The organism is Paenibacillus eucommiae, from assembly GCF_017874215.1.
In the GTDB taxonomy this organism is placed as follows: domain Bacteria; phylum Bacillota; class Bacilli; order Paenibacillales; family NBRC-103111; genus Paenibacillus_AI; species Paenibacillus_AI eucommiae.
Genome location: NZ_JAGGLB010000003.1, coordinates 550693 through 570254 on the forward strand (window position 1 = coordinate 550693; position 19562 = coordinate 570254).

General features: G+C 44.9%; 16 protein-coding genes. 2 read left to right on the forward strand and 14 right to left on the reverse strand.

Translation table 11 applies throughout. The features are described from left to right. Window positions 1-6 precede the first annotated feature (6 nt). The 10 genes from J2Z66_RS07915 to xylA all read right to left on the reverse strand — a co-directional run bounded on the left by J2Z66_RS07915 (window position 7) and on the right by xylA (window position 11431). Window positions 7-390 (reverse strand): GntR family transcriptional regulator, encoded by a 384-nt coding sequence (locus tag J2Z66_RS07915; protein WP_209970804.1) that lies wholly within the window; start codon window positions 388-390, stop codon window positions 7-9. Window positions 391-472: 82 nt separating this feature from the next. Next, entirely contained in the window at window positions 473-2110 is a 1638-nt protein-coding gene (locus J2Z66_RS07920) for an alpha/beta fold hydrolase (protein WP_209970805.1), read from the reverse strand. A gap of 140 nt (window positions 2111-2250) precedes the next feature. Continuing rightward, the gene (locus J2Z66_RS07925) at window positions 2251-4029 is read right to left on the reverse strand and encodes a Rieske (2Fe-2S) protein (protein ID WP_209970806.1); all 1779 of its coding nucleotides are present in this window, start codon (window positions 4027-4029) and stop codon (window positions 2251-2253) included. Window positions 4030-4052: 23 nt separating this feature from the next. Further along, the gene (locus J2Z66_RS07930) at window positions 4053-5138 is read right to left on the reverse strand and encodes an AI-2E family transporter (protein ID WP_209970807.1); all 1086 of its coding nucleotides are present in this window, start codon (window positions 5136-5138) and stop codon (window positions 4053-4055) included. 18 nt (window positions 5139-5156) lie between these two features. Next, complete coding sequence (locus tag J2Z66_RS07935; protein ID WP_245375343.1) at window positions 5157-6086, reverse strand: YihY/virulence factor BrkB family protein; 930 nt, start codon at window positions 6084-6086, stop codon at window positions 5157-5159. Between the two features lie 265 nt (window positions 6087-6351). Further along, window positions 6352-6666: a hypothetical protein gene (locus J2Z66_RS07940; protein WP_209970809.1), complete on the reverse strand. Its 315-nt coding sequence runs from the start codon at window positions 6664-6666 to the stop codon at window positions 6352-6354. 588 nt (window positions 6667-7254) lie between these two features. Continuing rightward, window positions 7255-8655 carry a DUF4179 domain-containing protein gene (locus J2Z66_RS07945; protein WP_209970810.1) on the reverse strand — a complete coding sequence of 467 codons (1401 nt, stop codon included), beginning with the start codon at window positions 8653-8655 and terminating at the stop codon, window positions 7255-7257. After that, on the reverse strand, window positions 8648-9175 hold the full coding sequence (locus tag J2Z66_RS07950; RefSeq protein WP_312894446.1) for a sigma-70 family RNA polymerase sigma factor: 528 nt from the start codon (window positions 9173-9175) through the stop codon (window positions 8648-8650). Before J2Z66_RS07950 ends, J2Z66_RS07945 begins: the two co-directional genes overlap by 8 nt. Window positions 9176-9381: 206 nt before the next feature. Further along, complete coding sequence (locus J2Z66_RS07955) at window positions 9382-9969, reverse strand: hypothetical protein (protein ID WP_209970812.1); 588 nt, start codon at window positions 9967-9969, stop codon at window positions 9382-9384. Window positions 9970-10114: 145 nt separating this feature from the next. Beyond that, the gene (gene xylA / locus J2Z66_RS07960; protein WP_209970813.1) at window positions 10115-11431 is read right to left on the reverse strand and encodes a xylose isomerase; all 1317 of its coding nucleotides are present in this window, start codon (window positions 11429-11431) and stop codon (window positions 10115-10117) included. A gap of 174 nt (window positions 11432-11605) precedes the next feature. On the opposite strand from xylA, the gene J2Z66_RS07965 reads away from it, so the two are divergent. Beyond that, window positions 11606-12799, forward strand: a complete 1194-nt coding sequence (locus tag J2Z66_RS07965) for an ROK family transcriptional regulator (RefSeq protein WP_209970814.1) — start codon at window positions 11606-11608, stop codon at window positions 12797-12799. A gap of 29 nt (window positions 12800-12828) precedes the next feature. Here J2Z66_RS07965 and J2Z66_RS07970 read toward each other — a convergent pair whose 3' ends face one another. From J2Z66_RS07970 to J2Z66_RS07985, 4 genes are all read right to left on the reverse strand, one after another. Beyond that, the gene (locus J2Z66_RS07970) at window positions 12829-14661 is read right to left on the reverse strand and encodes an ABC transporter ATP-binding protein (protein WP_245375389.1); all 1833 of its coding nucleotides are present in this window, start codon (window positions 14659-14661) and stop codon (window positions 12829-12831) included. Next, a complete protein-coding gene (locus J2Z66_RS07975) occupies window positions 14645-16405 on the reverse strand; it encodes an ABC transporter ATP-binding protein (RefSeq protein WP_209970882.1) in 1761 nt (586 codons plus the stop codon). The genes J2Z66_RS07970 and J2Z66_RS07975 overlap by 17 nt, the downstream gene beginning before the upstream one ends. Before the next feature lie 100 nt (window positions 16406-16505). Continuing rightward, on the reverse strand, window positions 16506-17381 hold the full coding sequence (locus J2Z66_RS07980; RefSeq protein ID WP_209970815.1) for a sugar phosphate isomerase/epimerase family protein: 876 nt from the start codon (window positions 17379-17381) through the stop codon (window positions 16506-16508). A 20-nt stretch (window positions 17382-17401) separates the two neighbouring features. Further along, window positions 17402-18463: a Gfo/Idh/MocA family protein gene (locus J2Z66_RS07985; RefSeq protein WP_209970816.1), complete on the reverse strand. Its 1062-nt coding sequence runs from the start codon at window positions 18461-18463 to the stop codon at window positions 17402-17404. A gap of 236 nt (window positions 18464-18699) precedes the next feature. Here J2Z66_RS07985 and J2Z66_RS07990 point away from each other — a divergent pair, with 236 nt between their 5' ends. Beyond that, entirely contained in the window at window positions 18700-19554 is an 855-nt protein-coding gene (locus J2Z66_RS07990) for a helix-turn-helix domain-containing protein (protein WP_209970817.1), read from the forward strand. Window positions 19555-19562: the final 8 nt, after the last annotated feature.

Sequence of the window (19562 nt, forward strand, 5' to 3'; positions counted from 1 at the left end):
CACCCCCTACAAGCCTTTAATACTTTGATACAATGTACCGATTGTCTGCAGCAATTCTTCTTTCTGCATGCCGCGGCAAATAGCCTCAGCCACAATCGGCTTCAGCTGTTCATGCAATTTGACCAAATAAGACTCCGTTACAACCGGCATCGCATCCGGTTCAATAACAACGCCCTTCTGGCGATGAATCTGGATAAAGCCTTCTTGCTTGAGATGTGTATAGGCTTTATTCACCGTGTGCAGGTTGATGCCAATATCTGACGCCAAGCTGCGCACGGACGGCAAAGCTTCACCGGGTTGTAGCTGTCCACTTGCGATGCCTTCGATAATTTGATTAACCAGTTGGGTGTAGATGGGGATATCAGCCTGAAGATCCAGTTTGACTATCACCGTAATTCCTCCTTAGCGTTTTGCTTTAGCAAAACTGGCTCCGTAAGCATAATGCTTCCGACAATAAGCCCATCACCGCTATTTATTGTTGTTTTTTCAACCATTCAGAAATATCATCAATAACATATGAAGGGACATTGCCCGGTAATGCATACTCTTCCCCAGTAGATGGTTTGTCATATTCTACAAAGCCATGGTTTAATTTCGGATAAAGCTTATACGCAACATCCTTGCGCTCATTCAATGCATCTTTCCATCCTTGCAGGTTTTCCCCTTTTGATTGAAAATCATTATCTCCTTGCAGAATCAGCAGCGGAACTTCCTGCTTCTTGGCGACTTCTCCACCATAGTAATTACTGAAATCAAACCACCAGACGGGATTGGACATCATGAAATCCTTCGGAATATTCGTCACTGAATATTGCGGATCCTTAAGCAGCTTCATCTGCTGCTCCCACATGGCTATTTGCTGCTCAATTCCTTCAGTTGGCTGTCCAGCTTGCTTTGTACGCTCAAGTATATCTTTATATTGGGTAAGTAGTACGTCCTCAAAGGGTGTTGCAGGAGCCGCCATGATAATGCTGCCGGCAATTGTTTGCTCCGAATCCTGATCAACTATTCTTGGGATCAGCATGCCCCCTTGACTATGCCCCAGCACAAAGATACGTTTAGCGTCAATAAGCTGTTCTCCTTGCAAGGCTTTTACTGCAGCCAGGCTGTCATCAATCGTTTCTTCTTTAACGGTAAAGGAGGGATTTAATCCACTTTGCAAAGTGTGCTCCCTTGTCTGCTTCTCATAACGCACAACAGCGATATTTTGTGCGGCAAGCCCGACTGCAAGGTCGCGAAATGTTTTGTAACTGCCGATCGTTTCATCGCGGTCATTTGGACCTGAGCCATGTACCAGCACAACAGCTGGGAAAGGTCCCTCGCCTTTAGGCAAAGTAAGCGTGGCTGGCAAAGCCTTTGCTCCATGACCGATCACGATTTCTTTTTCCGTATATTGATCCGGGTTATCATAGGATGGTTTTTGGTAATTTCCAGCTGGAGTGAGCGGCATAAAGAGATCATCGATTTTACCTTCACTATCAAAACGCACTATGATCCCAAAAGGAAGCGATTGTGCTGTCGCATAGCCAAGGCTCACATTATTGTGAACTGGATTGGACTCTTGCTCCAACATCATAAGCTTGTCGGGAATACCGTAGACAGCCGTATTACCCTGCCAATACTGTTGTAAAAAAGCAGGATTCATGATCTGCTGCAAGTTCTTGTTCATCATTGCAAATGCATCTTCAAATTGCCCGGTTTGCAGCAAATGCACAAAGTGACTTCCTAATGTTGGAGTGTCTTCACTGTCAATTGCAATCCCCTCCTTGTCGTTCCAAGCGATTTTCACATGAAAGGCCTCTTGAATCGTAGTCAGAGGAATTATCGTTTTTTCATTTTCCAGGATTGCTTTTTCATTCATCTTGACTTGTGTATGGTTCACGCTAGCCGTTTGATCGCCGATTGTGACAATAAGCTGCACAGAACCTCTCGTCACTTTGGCCTGCATCAGCTTGCTGTCCCATTCGACAGATGCACCAATGGATTCTACTGCTTGTCTCAGTGGAACCAGTGTATTTGCTGTGCTTTCTTTTTCAGCGGCCTGCAGGGGTTGAGCTAATGTTACTGCTAATAATGAAGTGGCGGCTAGTAATTTGAACGTCTTTTTCATTTCAATCACTCCCTCTTAAGATCAAAAAAATGATAACTGTTATAGATGTAATATAACAGTTATCATTATGGGAGTCAATGCTCAACAGTTACTATGTTATTAACTTGACGATTCTTGATGATGCCATACCTCTACACCACCTACTCCTCCTCAAACAATCGTTCCCCTCTATACAACCGCCAAGCAATTTTGGCAGTATGCGGTAGCTCACGTGCTGTAGGCGCATGCGCCGCCAGATAACGGGTGCATGCAAGCAGCATCGTTTCCTGCGCCCGCAAAGCAAAATCATTTCCATAAGTTGTCCAATGATCGTATTCTTCGGATGCGGCCTCATACATTTGAAACGTGTGGAACTCGGCGTCCTCCCTAAGCAAGGCATGACCAAGCGTATTCCATAATACTTTTGAACTCCCGCCATTAGCCACATAATCGACTACCCACTGCCCGGCAGCAGCAACCTGCTGTCTTTGATCCAGGATGTTCAGCAGATCATCAGGCTCGGTAGAAGAGCCATTAACAGCCAGCTCTCCTTCCGCCGCTCCATTCCTTTGTTTGTGTTGAGGGCGGGCTGCCGCTGGCACATTGAGGAACCGATCCAGATACACACTGGCGGCACCATGGAAAATGGCCCGCAGCAGCAGCGGCTCTGTCGAGTGCATAAACCTAACATGAACGGCATGTGCATAAGTGAACGTATGCAGCACAGCAATCCAATCGCTGAAATCATTTTGTGTATGGAAGCGGATGATACGCTCAGCAGCAGCCAAAGCTACAAGCTGCGCTAGCTTCACCGGCTCTACGCCTGCTAGAAGCAAGTCTCTTATCTTCTCAATCGTTTCAATTGGTTTATCACTAAGCAGTTGCTGAAGAAAGGATTCTTCGTCCAGTACAGATTTATGTTCTTCGCTTGTAAACGCTGTCGTATTAGTCAAAGTAAGGACGGCTTGCTTAATCGGTTCAACTAATTGGATGGGAGCCTGCCATTGATGCAGCTCCTCACTTCGTACAGGCATATTCATCATATGCAGCAACGAGGTGACAATTCGTTCCGTTTGTTCACTCCCTGCCCATTGCAGCGCTTCAAAGGCTTTGTTGTGGAAGTCGAACACATGTCCTCCGTCCAAATAATAGTGATCCGTTGCCGCAACCAGCATTAAATCTGCTAATTGCTTGGAATCAAGCCCTTTCTGGGCAGCAGTGAGCAGCACCTTCTGGGCTCCATCTGTATCCCTCACTTCTATACAGCTGCGATACCACTTTAATAAACGCTCCAAAGACGTCTCAGCGGCGGGCAGCGGACCAAGCAGATGCCGGGTTCCTCTACCCGAGCTTTGGCGCGCTACATGGACCAGACCTTGATAAAGCGCGAGTATGCGGCCAGTCTTGTCCAGCTTCGGCAGCACCCGAACCATAGCAGTCAAAATCGTTAACCCCGAATTCCATCCGTTTCCATAAGTTGTGCCGAATTCAATGCCAATTCGGGCAATATCCTTGTCAGATACACCCGATTCTACTAATCCAACGACAGCTTTGGCAATCACGATCCCGATATTTTGCTGCAAGCCCTCTCTAAGACGCTCTTTATAGGAATCTGCATGATTCGCCTGCTTAGGCATAGAATTCACAAAAACTTCGCCGGCCTCGATTTTCACTTCATAGGAAGGGACGTTATCAGCCCATGGGTCAAGCGTTCCACCACTGCAAACATCAAACCGGGCATGATGCCAATGACAGGTCAGAATGCCATCACAAAGGCTTCCCATATGCAAGGGAAAACCGAGATGTGGACAGCGATTATCAACGGCATAAACTTGATTATCATGAAAAAAAACAGCGATACCGCCTTTAATAACCTTGGACCCTTCCTCCTGTAAAGTGTTCAAAGCTCCTGCGCTTACCCATTCCAAACTTTTGCTCATTGTATACCCTCCTATTAAAATGATTACTCAATCAGTTCTTCTACCTTTTCTTCCAAAAACAAATGGTACACACGGACAATAATAATCTTCGCTATCATATAGGCTGGAATGGCCAGAATAATACCTAGAAAACCAGCAATTTCCCCGGCTATCAGGAGCAAAACGATCGTTGTCAAAGGATGAATATCCAGACTTTTTCCATAAATATTAGGTGATATCAAATTCCCCTCGATTTGCTGAGTAATGGTGATTACAATAAGAGCCCACAGCGCCATCGTTGGAGAATGTATAAATGCCACAATTAACACAGGAATCGCACCGAGCAGCGCCCCGAAATAAGGAATGATATTAAGTACAAAACCAATAACCGAAAGTAATAAGGCATATGGAAGTCCGATAATCAAATATCCAATATACATCATCACACTAAGTATACTCATTATGACTACGCGGCCAACTATAAACTTGCTTAAAGCAGAATCTATCTCTTTGATCACTTCTTTCCCGTCATGACGATAGCGCTTTGGAGTCACATTCAGCATAAGAGTGGGGATGCGATCGCTTTCCTTCAGCATGTAATACAGAATAATCGGTACGCTTGCAACAATAATGAAAAAGTTTGTAAATACACTTACCAGATTAACGATATAGTTGGAAGCTACCGTAATCCCTTTGTTCAAATATTCGGAAAGCTTACTGGAAATATCCGAATTTTCTTTAGTAAACATCGAAACGATCCGATTCTCCTGAAGCTTGTTGATTTGTTCCTGAAAGCCTGCAATTAACTGCGGGGCTCCATCAACGAAATTCTCAATTTGTTTTTGCAACGGCGGCCAGACGATAATAAGAAATCCAACAACCACAGCAGCTAATAGAAAATAAATAAGAAGAATTGCCAAGATTTTATTAATTTTTTTTCTGGATAAAAAGGAGACGATCGGACGCAGCAAATAATAAAAGAAGCCCGCCAGCATGAAGGGAACTATCAGGATATTGAACATCGTAACGAGCGGATTAAACAAAAAACTGACCTTTGAGGTCAGGAAAACAATGAGTAATAAAGCTATTATACCTAAACATATCCGAAAAAATCTACTTTGCTGCAGCATGCTCATCGCTCCCCGGGTTCACTTATTGAGATGGTTAGAATTTTTATTTTTATTAGTTAAAAAAGGGATCGGAATAGAGAATTTTTTGCAGTTGTTTTTCTTTTTTCCTTCCTTGTCAAAGTGCAAAGTTGCGTTAATTTCTCCGCCTAATACAATAATGATGCTTGATAAATACAGCCAAGTCAATAGTACAATAATGCCGCCGATACTGCCGTACGTTTTGGAATAGCTGCCGAAATTATTCACGTAAAAAGAGAACAACACCGAGGTCACCACCCAACCCACCGTAGCAAAAACAGCCCCGGGAAGCACTTCCTTGAATTTCAATCGCAAATTTGGCGTAAACAGGTAAAGCATAACAAACACAATGACCATGATCGCTAACGGAATTAAAAATTGAGTGAAAGTCCAGATCACTTCAAAGCTTCCTGGCAAATGAGCAAACTTGTAGAGCGATTCACCAATAATACGGCCAAAAACTAGCATCAGAAAACAAAGAGTAATCACTACAGCCAGCACGATGGTAAACAGCACAGATAATCCTCTGACCTTCCAAAATGGGCGGGTTTCCTCAACATCATAAGCTTTATTCAAAGCCTTAATGACCGCATTCACTCCATTTGAGGCTGACCACAGGGCCGCTATTAAACCAATAGAGAGAATCGAGCCGCTTCTTGAATTCTGAATCTCTTCGTAAACATTAAGAATCGTGTTGGACGACATATCCGGCATCACCCGGGCCATACCATCAATAAACTCACGCGCCTCGAAATCCGTAAAGCTGAGCACAGCAATTAGAAAAATAAGAAATGGAAAAAAGGAAAGAATCAAATAATACGTCAATTGCGCACCCATCGCAGGCACTTCATCATCTTGAAAGCGGCAGTACAAATCTTCTACAAAGTTAGTATCCTTATTATTTTTAACAGGTTCTGAAGTTTTATTCATAGACATCGGCTCCTTAAACTTAAACTATTTGCACATCTATTTGCACAACTACCCTATAAATAGTTATATAGGTATTATTAAAGGTATGTAGTTCATCTATAATTATCCTCAAACTCTTCCCATGCATCCTTCCGTTAACATTCCTATAATTTCGTTTGCAAAAAAGCAGCTAGGGATCTGTCTTCATTGTTTACCCTTTTTCATGCAAGCTGACTCTTATGGATAGAAAAAAATACCTTGCGACTTCCTTTGAGGAGCGTGTTCATTACGTGTGTGCGTTACGGAGGGAAGGGATGTGGGCTCCAGCCGCTGTTAAAGATTTGTTCCCTTGAATGGTATAGATGAGGCTGTAGAAACAAATCTTTAAAGGCGGACGCTTCCGCTCTTCCACCCACATCCCTTCCCTCTCTTTAGCTACAATCGCACGAACACCAAGCTCAAACGGGCAGCCAGCAAGGGTTTTTCTCCTGGTTGGAGGAGATTTCCTGGTGGGATCAGGCGCTGTAGATGAAGAACGGCCCACCAGCGCACACATGCTCATTTCGGCGGAAGGCGGGCTTCCTCCAGATGCTACTATCACTCCTACTCCCTACTCCTACTCCTACACTTACTCTTACTCTTACTCTCCTATCCCTTCTCTCTCAACTGCAAATTGCCGAACGCGCCACGCTCAAACCGATAGCGGACAGCCAGCAGGCGACTGTTTCCTGACGGAAGGGGTTAGTGATTATTATCTAAATTTGGATTTTTTTACAGATTCCATTCAACCCCACAATACTTTACCGCTGTAAAACAATGCTGCATCAATTGACGAACGTACACCCTGTATTCCGCCAAAAAATATGTACTTTCCAGAAAGTTTCTCACAACATGGATAGGTGACCACAACATTCCAGAAATCATCACCGGAGCATAGCATTTAGGCGGGTGAGCATATGGACAACTAGGTTACGGACATGAGGTCCGCTATTTTACGATTTATCTCTTGGTTTGTGAGTTTATGTTTATTTTGGCGTTATTCAACACAACTCCATAACTCCATAACTCCACAATAGGGGTTTTACATCGAGGCTATTCAAGTACTTTGCGGGGATCCGGGAGATTTATAGAAAGCTTCAAAATGGTTCAAAAAGGTGCAAAAAAACTGGCCAACGGCCAGTTTTTTTGCTTACTTTTCATTTGGTTCCTTCAATGGAATTTTTAGCTCAAGCTCCTGCGCAACCTCGAGAGGATCCAGCTCTATAGTTTTCACTTTAAGAGGTAGACTCCTATCCATTGGCGGAAATTTCTGGATAAATGAATAGGGTAATCCTTCCACAGCCATTAGGTCACTGATACTTTTGATATATTTATTGCCTTCCTGATCTTCAATCCATATGGTTTCCGCTTGCACGTAAGGATCCTCACCATCTACCCTGAAATGCAGCAGTGTCCGATCCTCCAGAAACTCCACCTTCGTAATTGTAACCTGACCAGCTTTTCCTTGAGACAAAGTAATGGGTAACTTCGTTTCATCAAGAAGGCCTTCGGCATAAACATACTTCTTATTGGGATCTGTAGAATAGGTTTTGGTGACTGGCCGGATGATTAAGTACTCAGGAATACTCGGCATGGGAGCCAGTCTTATTTGTTGTTCTGTTTTGCGCAGCACATCGCCGTCTTTGGTTGTACTATGTCCGCTTTCACCAAACCCTTGCAACATGATTCCCTTGTCATTAAACACCTGGAAGCCATCCGTTTGATATTGGAGCAGCCCCTTCTCCGGTTCTTCTGCTCCGGAAAGCAAAGGCTCGATCACATCCATTTCAATAGATGTAACTGCAGGGGTTAAGGTGACCTTCTTTACATTAATTGTCTTGTCATGAAATTGAACAGTTGGGGCTTTATCAAACGTTTTGACAACAATGCCCTCCTTGAGCTTTGTAACCGGTATGTTAAACTCCCATAATCCCTTGATTTCCTTTGGCTCCCCGCCGCTCCAGTCAACCATACTTTCATACTGAACTTTCAAATTAAATTGCTCTGGAAGCTGCCCCCTCGGCCCGTAATCGACGATTCCAGCAAACAGACGATCACCAACCGATCTCCCATCTCCTCCTGCTGAGTATCCCAGCTTTCTCCCATTTACATACAAAATATCTCCACTCGGCCGAATATCCTGCCCAGTCTCGATGACATAACCGATAGATAAGCGAATTCCATCATACAGCACTTCCGTAATGGTCATAGTTATCCCTTTATCCTCTGCCGTTTCACTTACCTTGGAGGTAATCCCCATCTTACTGGAAATGCGGATACCCATGTCTCCAATCAGTTCAAAAGCGGATCCCAATACTGGTACATCTCTGAGTGCCTGTGCCATATTCGGATAAATTACGCCTGCTCCCGTCAAGCAAACTAAAGATACACAGACTACCGCGGCACTGTAAAATAATTTACGAAGAAATTTGGGCTTCCTGCGCAAGCTCTCCAACGTTTCATCAACCCGCGAACTAATCATTGACGGAACATCCGGATGACTTCGCTGCAGCTTCTGCCTTAACTGTGTATCGTTCCATTGTTCATTCATGCCATAGCCCCCTTTTCTCCCTGCCTTGCAAGTAATGAGCCAGCTTTTCCCGGGCCCGGTACAACCGGGACTTCACAGTTCCTTCAGGAACATCAAGCATCACTGCTATTTCCTTCAGCGGCAGATCCTCGGTGTAGAATAATGTAATAATGATCCGAAAATCTTCTTCCAATGAGGCTATCGCTTCTCCGATTTCCAAGTCACGATTGGTATCGTATTGACTTGCCCTTTCCACAAGCTCCGCCATAGGAATGACCTGACTGCTTCTTTTCTGAATCTTCTGGCACTCATTGATCAGAATGCGGATAAGCCAGGTTTTGAAATAGGCAGGCTCTCTAAGTGCACGAATGCCTTGGAAAGCTTTTAAAATGGTCTCCTGTATAACATCTGCACATTCCGCATCCATTTTCAAAAACGATTTGGCCACCCTGTACATGCTGGGTTCATTTGCTTTGATCAAATGGACAAAAGCTTCATGATTTCCTTTTTGGGCCTTGAGCACATACGCTGATGGGTCCACAACTTCACCTCTTTTTTCCGTTCTATATATCATTAGATCATTTACTTATCCGTCAGGTTCCCGACTTAAAAAAAGAAATTTGGACCGGCAAAATAAAGGACCCAGCCGTTAAACTTGGCAAGGTCCTTTTATTATAAGAAATCCAAATATTCATTGTAAGGGAACAAATCTTTAACAGCGGCTGGAGCCCACATCCCTTCCCTTGATTACAGAGGAAAGGATGGAGTCGTGATGCTTCCGGGAGAGAACAATATTTTCTTTGCTTGCCCGGCTGGAGCCGTATGCCCTTTCAAATAATCTCCGGTTAATTCAATATATACACCGTCAGCATCACGCTCAATGCCATACCAGGATATCGATGAGCCGCGCCGCTGGAATTTCTTGCTTACGATCCCAGTCCAGCTGTTGGTATCAGGAGCCTCGTTTCCTTCCCAGAGGTAAAAATAAACTTTTTTACCAGTTTTCATCTGAAACCGTTTGCTGGAACCGATGCGTTCGCTCATACTAATGTCATAAAAATTGCGGATGAAGCTCTCTTCAACAGCAGGGTATAACCAACAATCTGTTTCATTCATATGTACATAAGCAAGCTTAGAACGGGCAAAAGAACGGAAAATATCACAAACCTTACCATATGTTGCAGGCCGGCCGTCCAATAAGGGATTCCCCGAACGGGTTTGGAATTCTGAGTATCCATAATTATCTACAATGATTTGCGAAATTTGCGAAGCACTGCTCATCCCACTTGCCGCCAGCCCGCATATAAAAAGCTTCACTTCATCCCAAGGAATCATCTCGCACCATTCTTTCCCTATCAAGTTTCTTTTATTATAGCAAAGAAAATGTCGAATAGGGAATAAATTACAAATGAAACCATAAAAAATAAATGGGTGCCATTACATTTTCACCAGATAATGGAACCCCAAACTTTTTGCCAAGCTATGTGTTGATTATATATTGATTAACGATAGATTTAATAAGCTCCAAGCGACCGGATTCATTGAAGATAGGCTTGTTCTGAAGAGCGTAAGCCTCCAAGGTATGGAAGTTGGCTCTGCCAGCAGCAATCTCGGCGCCAATGCCTGATTTAAATGAAGAATACCGCTGTTCAATCACATTGTCCAGAGCGCGTTCTTCAATCAGCTTGGCAGCAATCTGCAGCCCTCTGGCGAAGGTATCCATACCAGCGATGTGCGCATACACACCATCAATGGGCTCGAAAGAGGAGCGGCGCACCTTGGCATCAAAGTTAACACCACCCCGCCCAATCCCGCCTTCATTCTGAAGAATTTCATACATCGCCAGCGTCGATGCGTACAGATCTGTAGGGAACTCATCGGTATCCCAGCCAAGCAGCATATCACCTTGATTAGCATCTATCGAGCCCAGCACGCCATTAACTCGCGCCAGACGAAGCTCATGCTCAAAGGTATGGCCAGCTAGTGTTGCATGGTTGGCTTCAGCATTGATTTTGAAATAAGGGATGAGTTCGTATTTATGTAGAAAGGATAGTGTAGTAGCCACATCAAAATCATATTGATGCTTAGTAGGTTCTTTAGGTTTGGGCTCAATCAGGAACTGTGCATCGAATCCAATTTCCTTAGCATAATCGACTGCCATATGGAGGAATCGCGCCAGGTTATCCAATTCAAAGCCTAAATCTGTGTTCAACAGAGACTCGTACCCTTCTCTGCCTCCCCAGAAAACGTAATTTTCCGCACCCAGCTCTTTTCCTTGCTCTAACGCTTTCTTTACCTGAGCTCCTGCGTACGCAAATACATCAGCATTACTGCTCGTTGCCGCTCCATGAACGAAGCGGGGATGGGTAAACATGTTAGCCGTATTCCACAGCAGCTTCCTGCTGCTTGCCTTCATGTTAGCTTTGATGAGTGCCACAATCGTATCCAGGTTTTGGTTAGTCTCCTGCAGTGTATTTCCTTCGGGAGCAATATCGCGATCATGGAAGCAGAAATAGTCCACGTCAAGGATGTCCAGCAGCTCAAAGCAAGCTTCAACACGTGCTTTCGCCAGGTCCATTCCCGTGTATGCGTCCCAACCACGCAGGGCTGTTCCTACACCGAACGGATCGGAGCCGTTTGCCGTAAAAGAATGCCAGTACGCAACAGAAAAGCGTAGGTGCTCACGCATTGTTTTACCGAAAATCACTTGATCAGGGTTGTAAAATTTGTAAGCTGTCGGATTCGTTGATTGCTTGCCCTCATATCGAATTGTTTGTACATTACCAAAATAGCTCATCGGTATGTCCCTCCGGATAATTAAGTTAGGGTATCTTGCAGTTCTATAATATCACCTTGCCAAAAGTTTGTAAATTCATTAAACTAACTTAGCTGGTGCACAACATGTTTCTTCATGCTAAACTATTTATAATCATCTAAAAATGGCAACAACGTAATAAAACTGGAGGCCCCAATGAAGCAAACGGGAGATTTAAACTTAATCAAAAAAATTAACAAGTCCATTGTGCTGGATTATCTGCGCCGCCACTCTCCTATTTCACGCGCCCGCATAGCAGAGCTGACAGGGCTGACGAAAGCTACTGTGTCCAGTCTGGTAAATGAGCTGATCACCAGCAATCTGGCCCACGAAATTGGTGCCGGGATGTCCAGTGGCGGACGCAAGCCCATGATGCTGCATTTTCACGCTGCAGCCGGATATGCGATAGGTATTGATCTTGGTGTCAATTATATCCTTGCTGCTTTAACCGACTTAAGCGGCACGCTCATAGATGAATATAAGCTTGAGCATCAGAATTCCTCACTGGAGCAGGTGATCGAGCTTATCCAAGCATCAATCCGGGTGATGATTGCACGGGCACCCCAAAGCACTTATGGTATTGTTGGCATTGGAATTGGAGTTCCAGGCATTAGTGACGAGCAAGGAAATGTGCTTTTTGCACCTAATCTGGGCTGGCAGCATGTCCCGCTCAGGAACCTAATAGAAAATGAATTTAATCTTCCCGTCGTTATCGATAATGAAGCCAATGCTGGTGCTGTCGGTGAGAAACAGTTCGGAATAGGCAAATCTGCCGCTCAACTGGTTTATTTAAGTATTGGCATGGGGATCGGAACGGGAATTATTCTTAAAGGTGAACTATTCCGCGGATCCTCAGGCTTCTCTGGGGAAGTCGGGCATGCATCTATCCAATATGACGGCAAAACTTGTGTGTGTGGAAACTATGGATGCTGGGAGCTCTATGCCTCGGAAAATGCGCTTTTGGAAGCAGGACGGCTCGAATTCTCTGATCCGAAAATCACCCTTGAGCAGCTGCTTAAGCTCGCCGGTGAGGGCAGCTTGGAGGCCAAAGCGTTATTCACACAATTAGGCCGTTTCCTCGGCATTGGAATCGTGATGATTATCAACACATATAATCCGGAAATGATTGTCATAGGAGGACGAATTGCTTTAGCCCAGCAATGGCTAATGACGCCTATGCAGGCAGAGATTACTAAGCGTTCACACCCGTACCCGCTTCAGCAGCTGCATGTTCAATTCTCAGAGCTAGGCAGCAAAGCAGCTGTTCTAGGCGCTTGCTCATTTGCCATATCTTCATTTTTCTCATCCAATAAAGTGATGGTCGAACTGCAAAGTTATTTTCCTGATTAAATCCCTGCCGCACGAAAAAGCCGTTCCCCCTAACTTACGGAGGAATCAGCTTTTAGTTTACCCATGGAGTGTGAATACAAGCGTTCGTAGAGCCCCCGCTTTTTGATTAGCTGAGCATGTGTCCCTTGTTCAATAATGCGCCCTTGACTCATAACAATAATGCGGTCAGCCTGCATAATCGTTGACAAGCGGTGGGCTATCACAAGTGTTGTTCTTCCTTCTGAAACGACCTGCAAAGCATCCTGCACCCATTGTTCCGTCTGCGAGTCCAGGTTGGCGGTTGCTTCATCCAGAATCAGAATTTTCGGCTTGAACACAACAATTCTCGCAAAGGATATCAACTGCCGCTCTCCGGCAGAGAGGCCGCTTCCCCGCTCCGACAAATGTGTATCATAACCGTTCTGCATGCGCTCAACAAGCATCTCTGCCCCGACAAACTGGCACGCTTCTATAACCTCTTCACGGGAGATGCTTTCATCGAACAGTCTTACATTGTCTATCAGACTCCCTGAATACAGGAAAGGCTCTTGCTGCACTAGTCCAATCATCCGCTGCAGGGATGCATGGGATATTTCACGAATATCCGTTCCATCAATCTTAATGCTGCCCTCCTGCACATCATACATCCGGCACAGCAAGCTCATCAGCGAGCTCTTACCCGCACCCGTCGTTCCCACGATACCGATCATTTGCCCTGCTCCGATATGCAAATCCAGATTGGAAATAATCGGGCGGTCCTCCTGATAGCCGAAGCGGATATGGTCATATTCGATCTCCCCTTTTACCTTCGACAGATCGATATTTCGTGGAGATTCCGCCTCTTGAACTATGGGCTTCACTGAAAATACCCGCCAAAGGCGTTCCATGGAGACCATGGCAGATTGCAAAGTATTCCATTGCTGTGTAATGGAGTTGATCGGTTGAAAGAATTGACGAATGTACGTAATAAATGCGTATAATACACCGAATTCCATTTGCTTATGAAATACGGCCATCCCCCCTAGCCAAGTAATAAAAGCGATGGACAGGTTGCCCAAAATATCAAATGACCGGTTGAACAGCACATTCGTCCGGATCTCCCGTAAATTAGCCTTCAAATATTTATGATTGCGTTCGCTAAAATAGCTTTCCTGCTCCTTCTCCTGATGAAAGGCCTGGATCAGATTCATGCCCGCCAGATTCTCAGCCACAAAGCCAATCAGTCGCGATAGCTGGGCTCTGGCCATTTGATACGTTTTGCGCATATAGCTGCGAAATCCTATAGCAATTGCGGCGATAATCGGCAACAGGATCATACTGTAACCAGCCAATACCGGGTCTAAGTGAAACATCAATATAGTAATAAACAGCAGCGTCATGCCATCCCGGACAAGACTGAGGAAAACCTGTGTAAAAAATTGATTTAAAGCTTCTGTATCACTTGATACATGGGTAACGAGACTGCCGCTGGAGAAGCGATCAAAAAAGGACATCGACAGCTTGGTAATATGGTCGAACAGCTCCTTGCGAATACGTCCGACTATGCTCTGCGCCGCATATTGCAGTAAATTGCTCTGAAAATAGCTGAAAGTAAGCCCGATAATTGACAAGCCTACATAAATAGCACCCACAATGACCAGCGCCCGAAAATCATTTTTCCCTGCGAGCAAGTTATCATCAATGATAATTTTCATTAAATAGGGCTGAAGTAAATCGGCTGATATCGCCAGCAGGGTACAGAAAAAAACAGCCAAAAACGTAAAGCGGAAAGGTTTCGTATAAGCAAGGATCGCTTTGAAAGCAGCTCGCCGGTTTGCTTTGCTAACGGTATTGCTGCTGTTAACTTCCTCCTCAGGCTTAACACTTTTACTTGCCTTCTGCATCTGCATATCGGGTCCCTCCCTCTTGGATGGCATACAGAGCGGCATACACGCCTTCTTCCTTCAACAGTTGGCGGTGGGTTCCTTGTTGGACGATCCTGCCTTCATCCAGAACGATAATCTGATCAGCATGTTGAATGGCACTAATACGGTGAGCAATAATAATCGTTGTCTTGCCCTTCCTCGTAAGACGCACGTTTTCAATAATTTGTGTCTCTGTTTCGGCATCGACTGCACTAACGCTGTCATCTAGAATAAGAATCGGCGCATTTTTGATAAACCCTCTGGCCAGACTTGTTCGTTGCCTTTGTCCACCCGATAAGGTGACGCCCCGCTCTCCTAGCTTGGTCTCATATTGTTCTGCAAAGGTCTGAATGCTCTCATCGATCTTAGCTTGTTGGGCAGCCATTTCAATAACATCCATCGCTTCGTCCCGGTTAGAAAACGCGATATTGTCGCGTATCGTCGTACTAAACAAGAACCCGTCCTGCGGCACATAAGCGATCTGATTGCGCAAGCTCTCCAGCGTAGCTTGGCGAACATCTGTATCTCCGATAAAAACCGTCCCTTTGGGCGGGTCATATATACGCAGCAGCAGCTTGACTAACGTTGTTTTACCACTTCCCGTTTTTCCTACAATTCCTAATGTTTGTCCTGCGGGCAGATGGATATGAATATCCTCCAATGCCTTCCTAGAAGCATCTGGATATGAGAACGTCAATGCCTTCATCCGAATTCCGTTGGATTCTTTTTGAATGGTTCGTGCAGATGCTATCTCTTTAATATCAGGCTCTATTGCCAGTAATTGATTAATTCGATCCAGTGAAGCTTGTGAGCGCTGCATCGTATTGATAACATTGCCAATTTGCTGCAGCGGGTTAACCATCATTCGTAAATACAAGGTAAGTGAAACAAAATTTCCAAGTGTTATTTCATGCTTTATCGTTAAATACCCTCCAAAGATGATGGCAATAATGAGTGAAAGCGAACCCAAAAATGGTAAAATCGCTTGAAAAAGCGAAGAGATCCGGACCAGGCTAAGCTGATTGTCGCGAATATGATCCACCTTTTCTCCGAACCTTCCCTTCATCATCCCTTCTACAGCAAATTTCTTAGTAACCCTGATTCCGCCGAATTGTTCCTCCGCCGCTTCTGTCATTCGGGCCAATGACTCCTGCACCTGCTTGGATCTGCTCCTTATGGCCGGTCCAAACCAGACAACCAACCAGGGAATTATAAGTAAGGGCAGCACACAAACAACGATCAGATAGAGCGGAATCGAGCTGATAACCATCATGACGATAGCGGACGCAGTAATAATAACAGCATTCGTTGTTTGATTAATTCCTTGAGAAATAGATTCTCTAACTGCGGTCACATCATTCATCACATAACTGAGCAGTTCCCCCACACCGTGCTTTGAATAATAGCTTTCACTGAGTTTAATAAAATGGTTAAACAATTTGCCCCGGGTAATAAATTCAAAAATGCGGCCTAAACGCATCACGACATACTGCCCCACTCCGAAAAATATGCCACAGCTGATGCCTATCACTAAAAGCAATAAGCTGTAATCGATAATCGCTGCTTCTGTAATTTTGTTTTTATGCACCAGATCCGTAAAATCACCTAATACCTTCGGATATAGGGATTGAATAATATTCGCGAGCATCATAGAAAAAACAGCTAAAATATAAAAAAGCCAATGAGATTTAAGATAATCCTTCAGCAGTTGTTGTTTTTTTATGAGAATCACTTCCTATCAGCTTCAAGCTGCAAATCATAATCATGCAAAAGACATACAAATCTATACCATTTGTATGTCTTAAGGGTAAGCATTATTAAATTTATTTGAAAGCTTGAATGAATTCAACCGCTTTGCGGATGTCTTGCTCCGGCTGATCGCTTACTTCCCGCTCAATCGTTAAGTATCCGTTATAACCAATGTCCTGCAGCGCTGCAAAATAAGCTTTGAAATCCACTTTTCCTTCTCCCAAAGGCAATTCTCTGAAGGAAGGGCCGCTGGAAGCTTGCGCAGCGATATCCTCATGGCTCATTGGTGCATGGCCCAGGAAGCCGTACACATCCTTGGGGTCCATCTCCCGCAGGCGGATTCCATCTTTGACATGCGTATGGACGATATAGTTATGCAGCAGGCGGACGCCCTGCACCGGATCATCGCCAGTCACCATCACCATGTTGGCAGGATCGAAATTGACAGATACACCATTGGTCGTTAGGGAATCCAGGAACGCCTTCAGCGTAGCTGCCGTTTCTGGACCTGTCTCGATCGCAAAGAAGGCGTTCATACTATGCGCATATTGGCTGAGCTCTTCACAGGCAGACTGCATCGCACTGTAAATGCCCGACTGCCGATCGTCAGGAACGATACCTATATGTGTAGTCACAATATTCGTTCCCAGATCCATAGCTAGATCCAGGATGCGTTTGGATTTATCCACCTTCGCCGGGTTGGCTGTGATATCCTGAAATCCATGGCCGCCAAGATCACCGCAAAGCGCCGAGATTTCCAGGCCAAGCGATGCGATATAGTTTTTCAGCTCTTTACGGGCTTGTGGCGATAAGTTAGCAGGATCCATTTCTCCACTAGTCGCGTATATCTGCACACCGTCAGCACCAACGTCTTTGGCTTTTTTCAAGCCTTCCCTTACTCCGAGGCCAAAGCTTTCAACCATGACCCCGATCTTGTTCGTTAATTTCATATGAGCAAACTCCTTCTTTACTAAAACTGGATTTCTACGCCTTTTTCCGCTGACTCGTAAATACCGCAAAGAATCTTCATCATTTCCACGCCGTCTTCAACTGGACTCAGCGTATCGGCTTTGCCTTGACAGCTGTTCACGAAATGCCCGATTTCATTGGCAAAGCCTTTGACGAAATCAAAGCTGAGCTGATCCACCTGTGGCGTCATGTTCAGTATCGTATCGTATTTTTCGGTGGTGATTTTCAGCTCAGGCTCAATCTCGGCTCCGCCCTTGTCACCGTATATTTTCACTCCGATTTCATCCTTCAAAGCATGCAGCGTAAAGCTGACGTCTACCATTAGGGAGGCACCGTTCTCAAAGCGGATCAGGGCATTGGCCAAATCCTCTACATCATTGACATCAGGATTATAGTCTGCTGCTTGATAAAAAGATAAGTTCTGGACATTAGCCCGATTTCCCAGCTTACGATACGTGTTCCCGCTAACCGATTTCACTTTGGGCTTGCCCATCAAGTACCAGCAAATATCAATGACATGAACGCCCAGATCAATAAGCGGTCCGCCGCCTGATTTCTCGATATCTGAGAACCAGCCACCGGGATTGCCTAAGCGCCGCAGACATGAAGCTTTGGCATAATAAATCTCACCAAGATCACCAGCTTCAATAAACTTGCGAAGAATTTGCGTGTTGTCGGCATAACGTCTGACGAATCCTACCTGGAGTACTTTACCAGAGCGGTGTACCGCCTCTTCCACCAGCTTGGCCTCTGCCACTGTTTTGCAGAGCGGCTTTTCACAAAGCACATGCTTTCCTGCGTCCAGCGCGGCAATACTAATTTCCGCATGCGAATTGTTCCAAGTACAGATGCTTACTGCATCAATGTCCGGATCTGCGAGTAATTGCTTGTAATCCGTAAATATTTTGGCGGCACCAAACTTCTCGGCTTTTTCCTTGGCACGTGCTTCATTCTTATCGCAAATCGCTACGAGCTGCACTTGTGAATTGTCTGCATAAGCTTGTAAATGAATAGCTGAAATCGATCCGGCGCCGATTACGGCAATTCGTAATGGTGTGGTCATGATTGAAATCCTCCTTGGAATGTACTCCTGATATGTATCCCTGTTATGTGTTCCTGGCAAGTCATACGAGTATGTCCCGACTCATGAATTCTGTTCTATTATTAATAGACATAGCAGCAGGTATAGCTACCTCTCTTTACTATCGTTATAATAGGAAGGAGAGCTCAGAGAGAGAACAAAGTTCTAGACACATACTGCAAGATTATCACGCTGTCCCTGAGGAGGGAATGCACACAATGGCAAGTTTCATGGATTATATGATCAGCCCACAACCGATGCGCTTGATTGATCTGAAATCAGATAAAAGCAAATTAAACCTGAAATCATTAACGATATTAAATGTCGGCCATCTTCCGGGAAGAACGTTATTTAGAAAAGATGCAACCTTCGGGAAATGGGCGGTCGTCTATATTGCTGGTGGCAGAGGAAGCTGGCAGGTAAATGGTGGAGATATACAAGTCGTGGAGAAGGGCACTTTATTTCTGTTTCGGCCGGATGCCACCTACGATTATGGGCCAGATGAAAATGGCTATTGGGATGAGTATTACTTTACGCTCGAGGGAGAGCGCATTACCGAATGGATTAATACATGGTTAATTCAGCCTGATACGGTTAAGCAGGTAGGCACGGATGATTCCCAACAGAGTAAAATAGAGCGGATTTTCATGCTGATGGATAGCGGAGTGCCTGCGAACCTGGACCGTGCCGCATTGCTGCTCGAGTCTCTGCTTTACGAATTTATGCTTAAAGCACAAGTTCTTCCGGAGAGTAACAAAACCGGACAAATCGCCAGCTTGATGGACGATCTTTCCGATTCTCTCTATCAGGCGTTCTCCGCAGATTGCATTGCCAAACGGCATCACATCTCCCTCTCCACACTTCGGCGGATTGTGAGCGAATACACAGGCTATCCTTTAAATGAATACATGCACCGTCTGAAAATAGCAGAAAGTAAAAATATTCTCTTAAATACAGACAGCTCCGTGAAAGAAATTGCTAATCTGCTCGGCTATAAGGACGTATTTTACTTTTCCCGATTGTTTAAGAAATTTGTGGGCGTATCACCGCTTGTATATCGCAAGAGCATATAAACAATCAT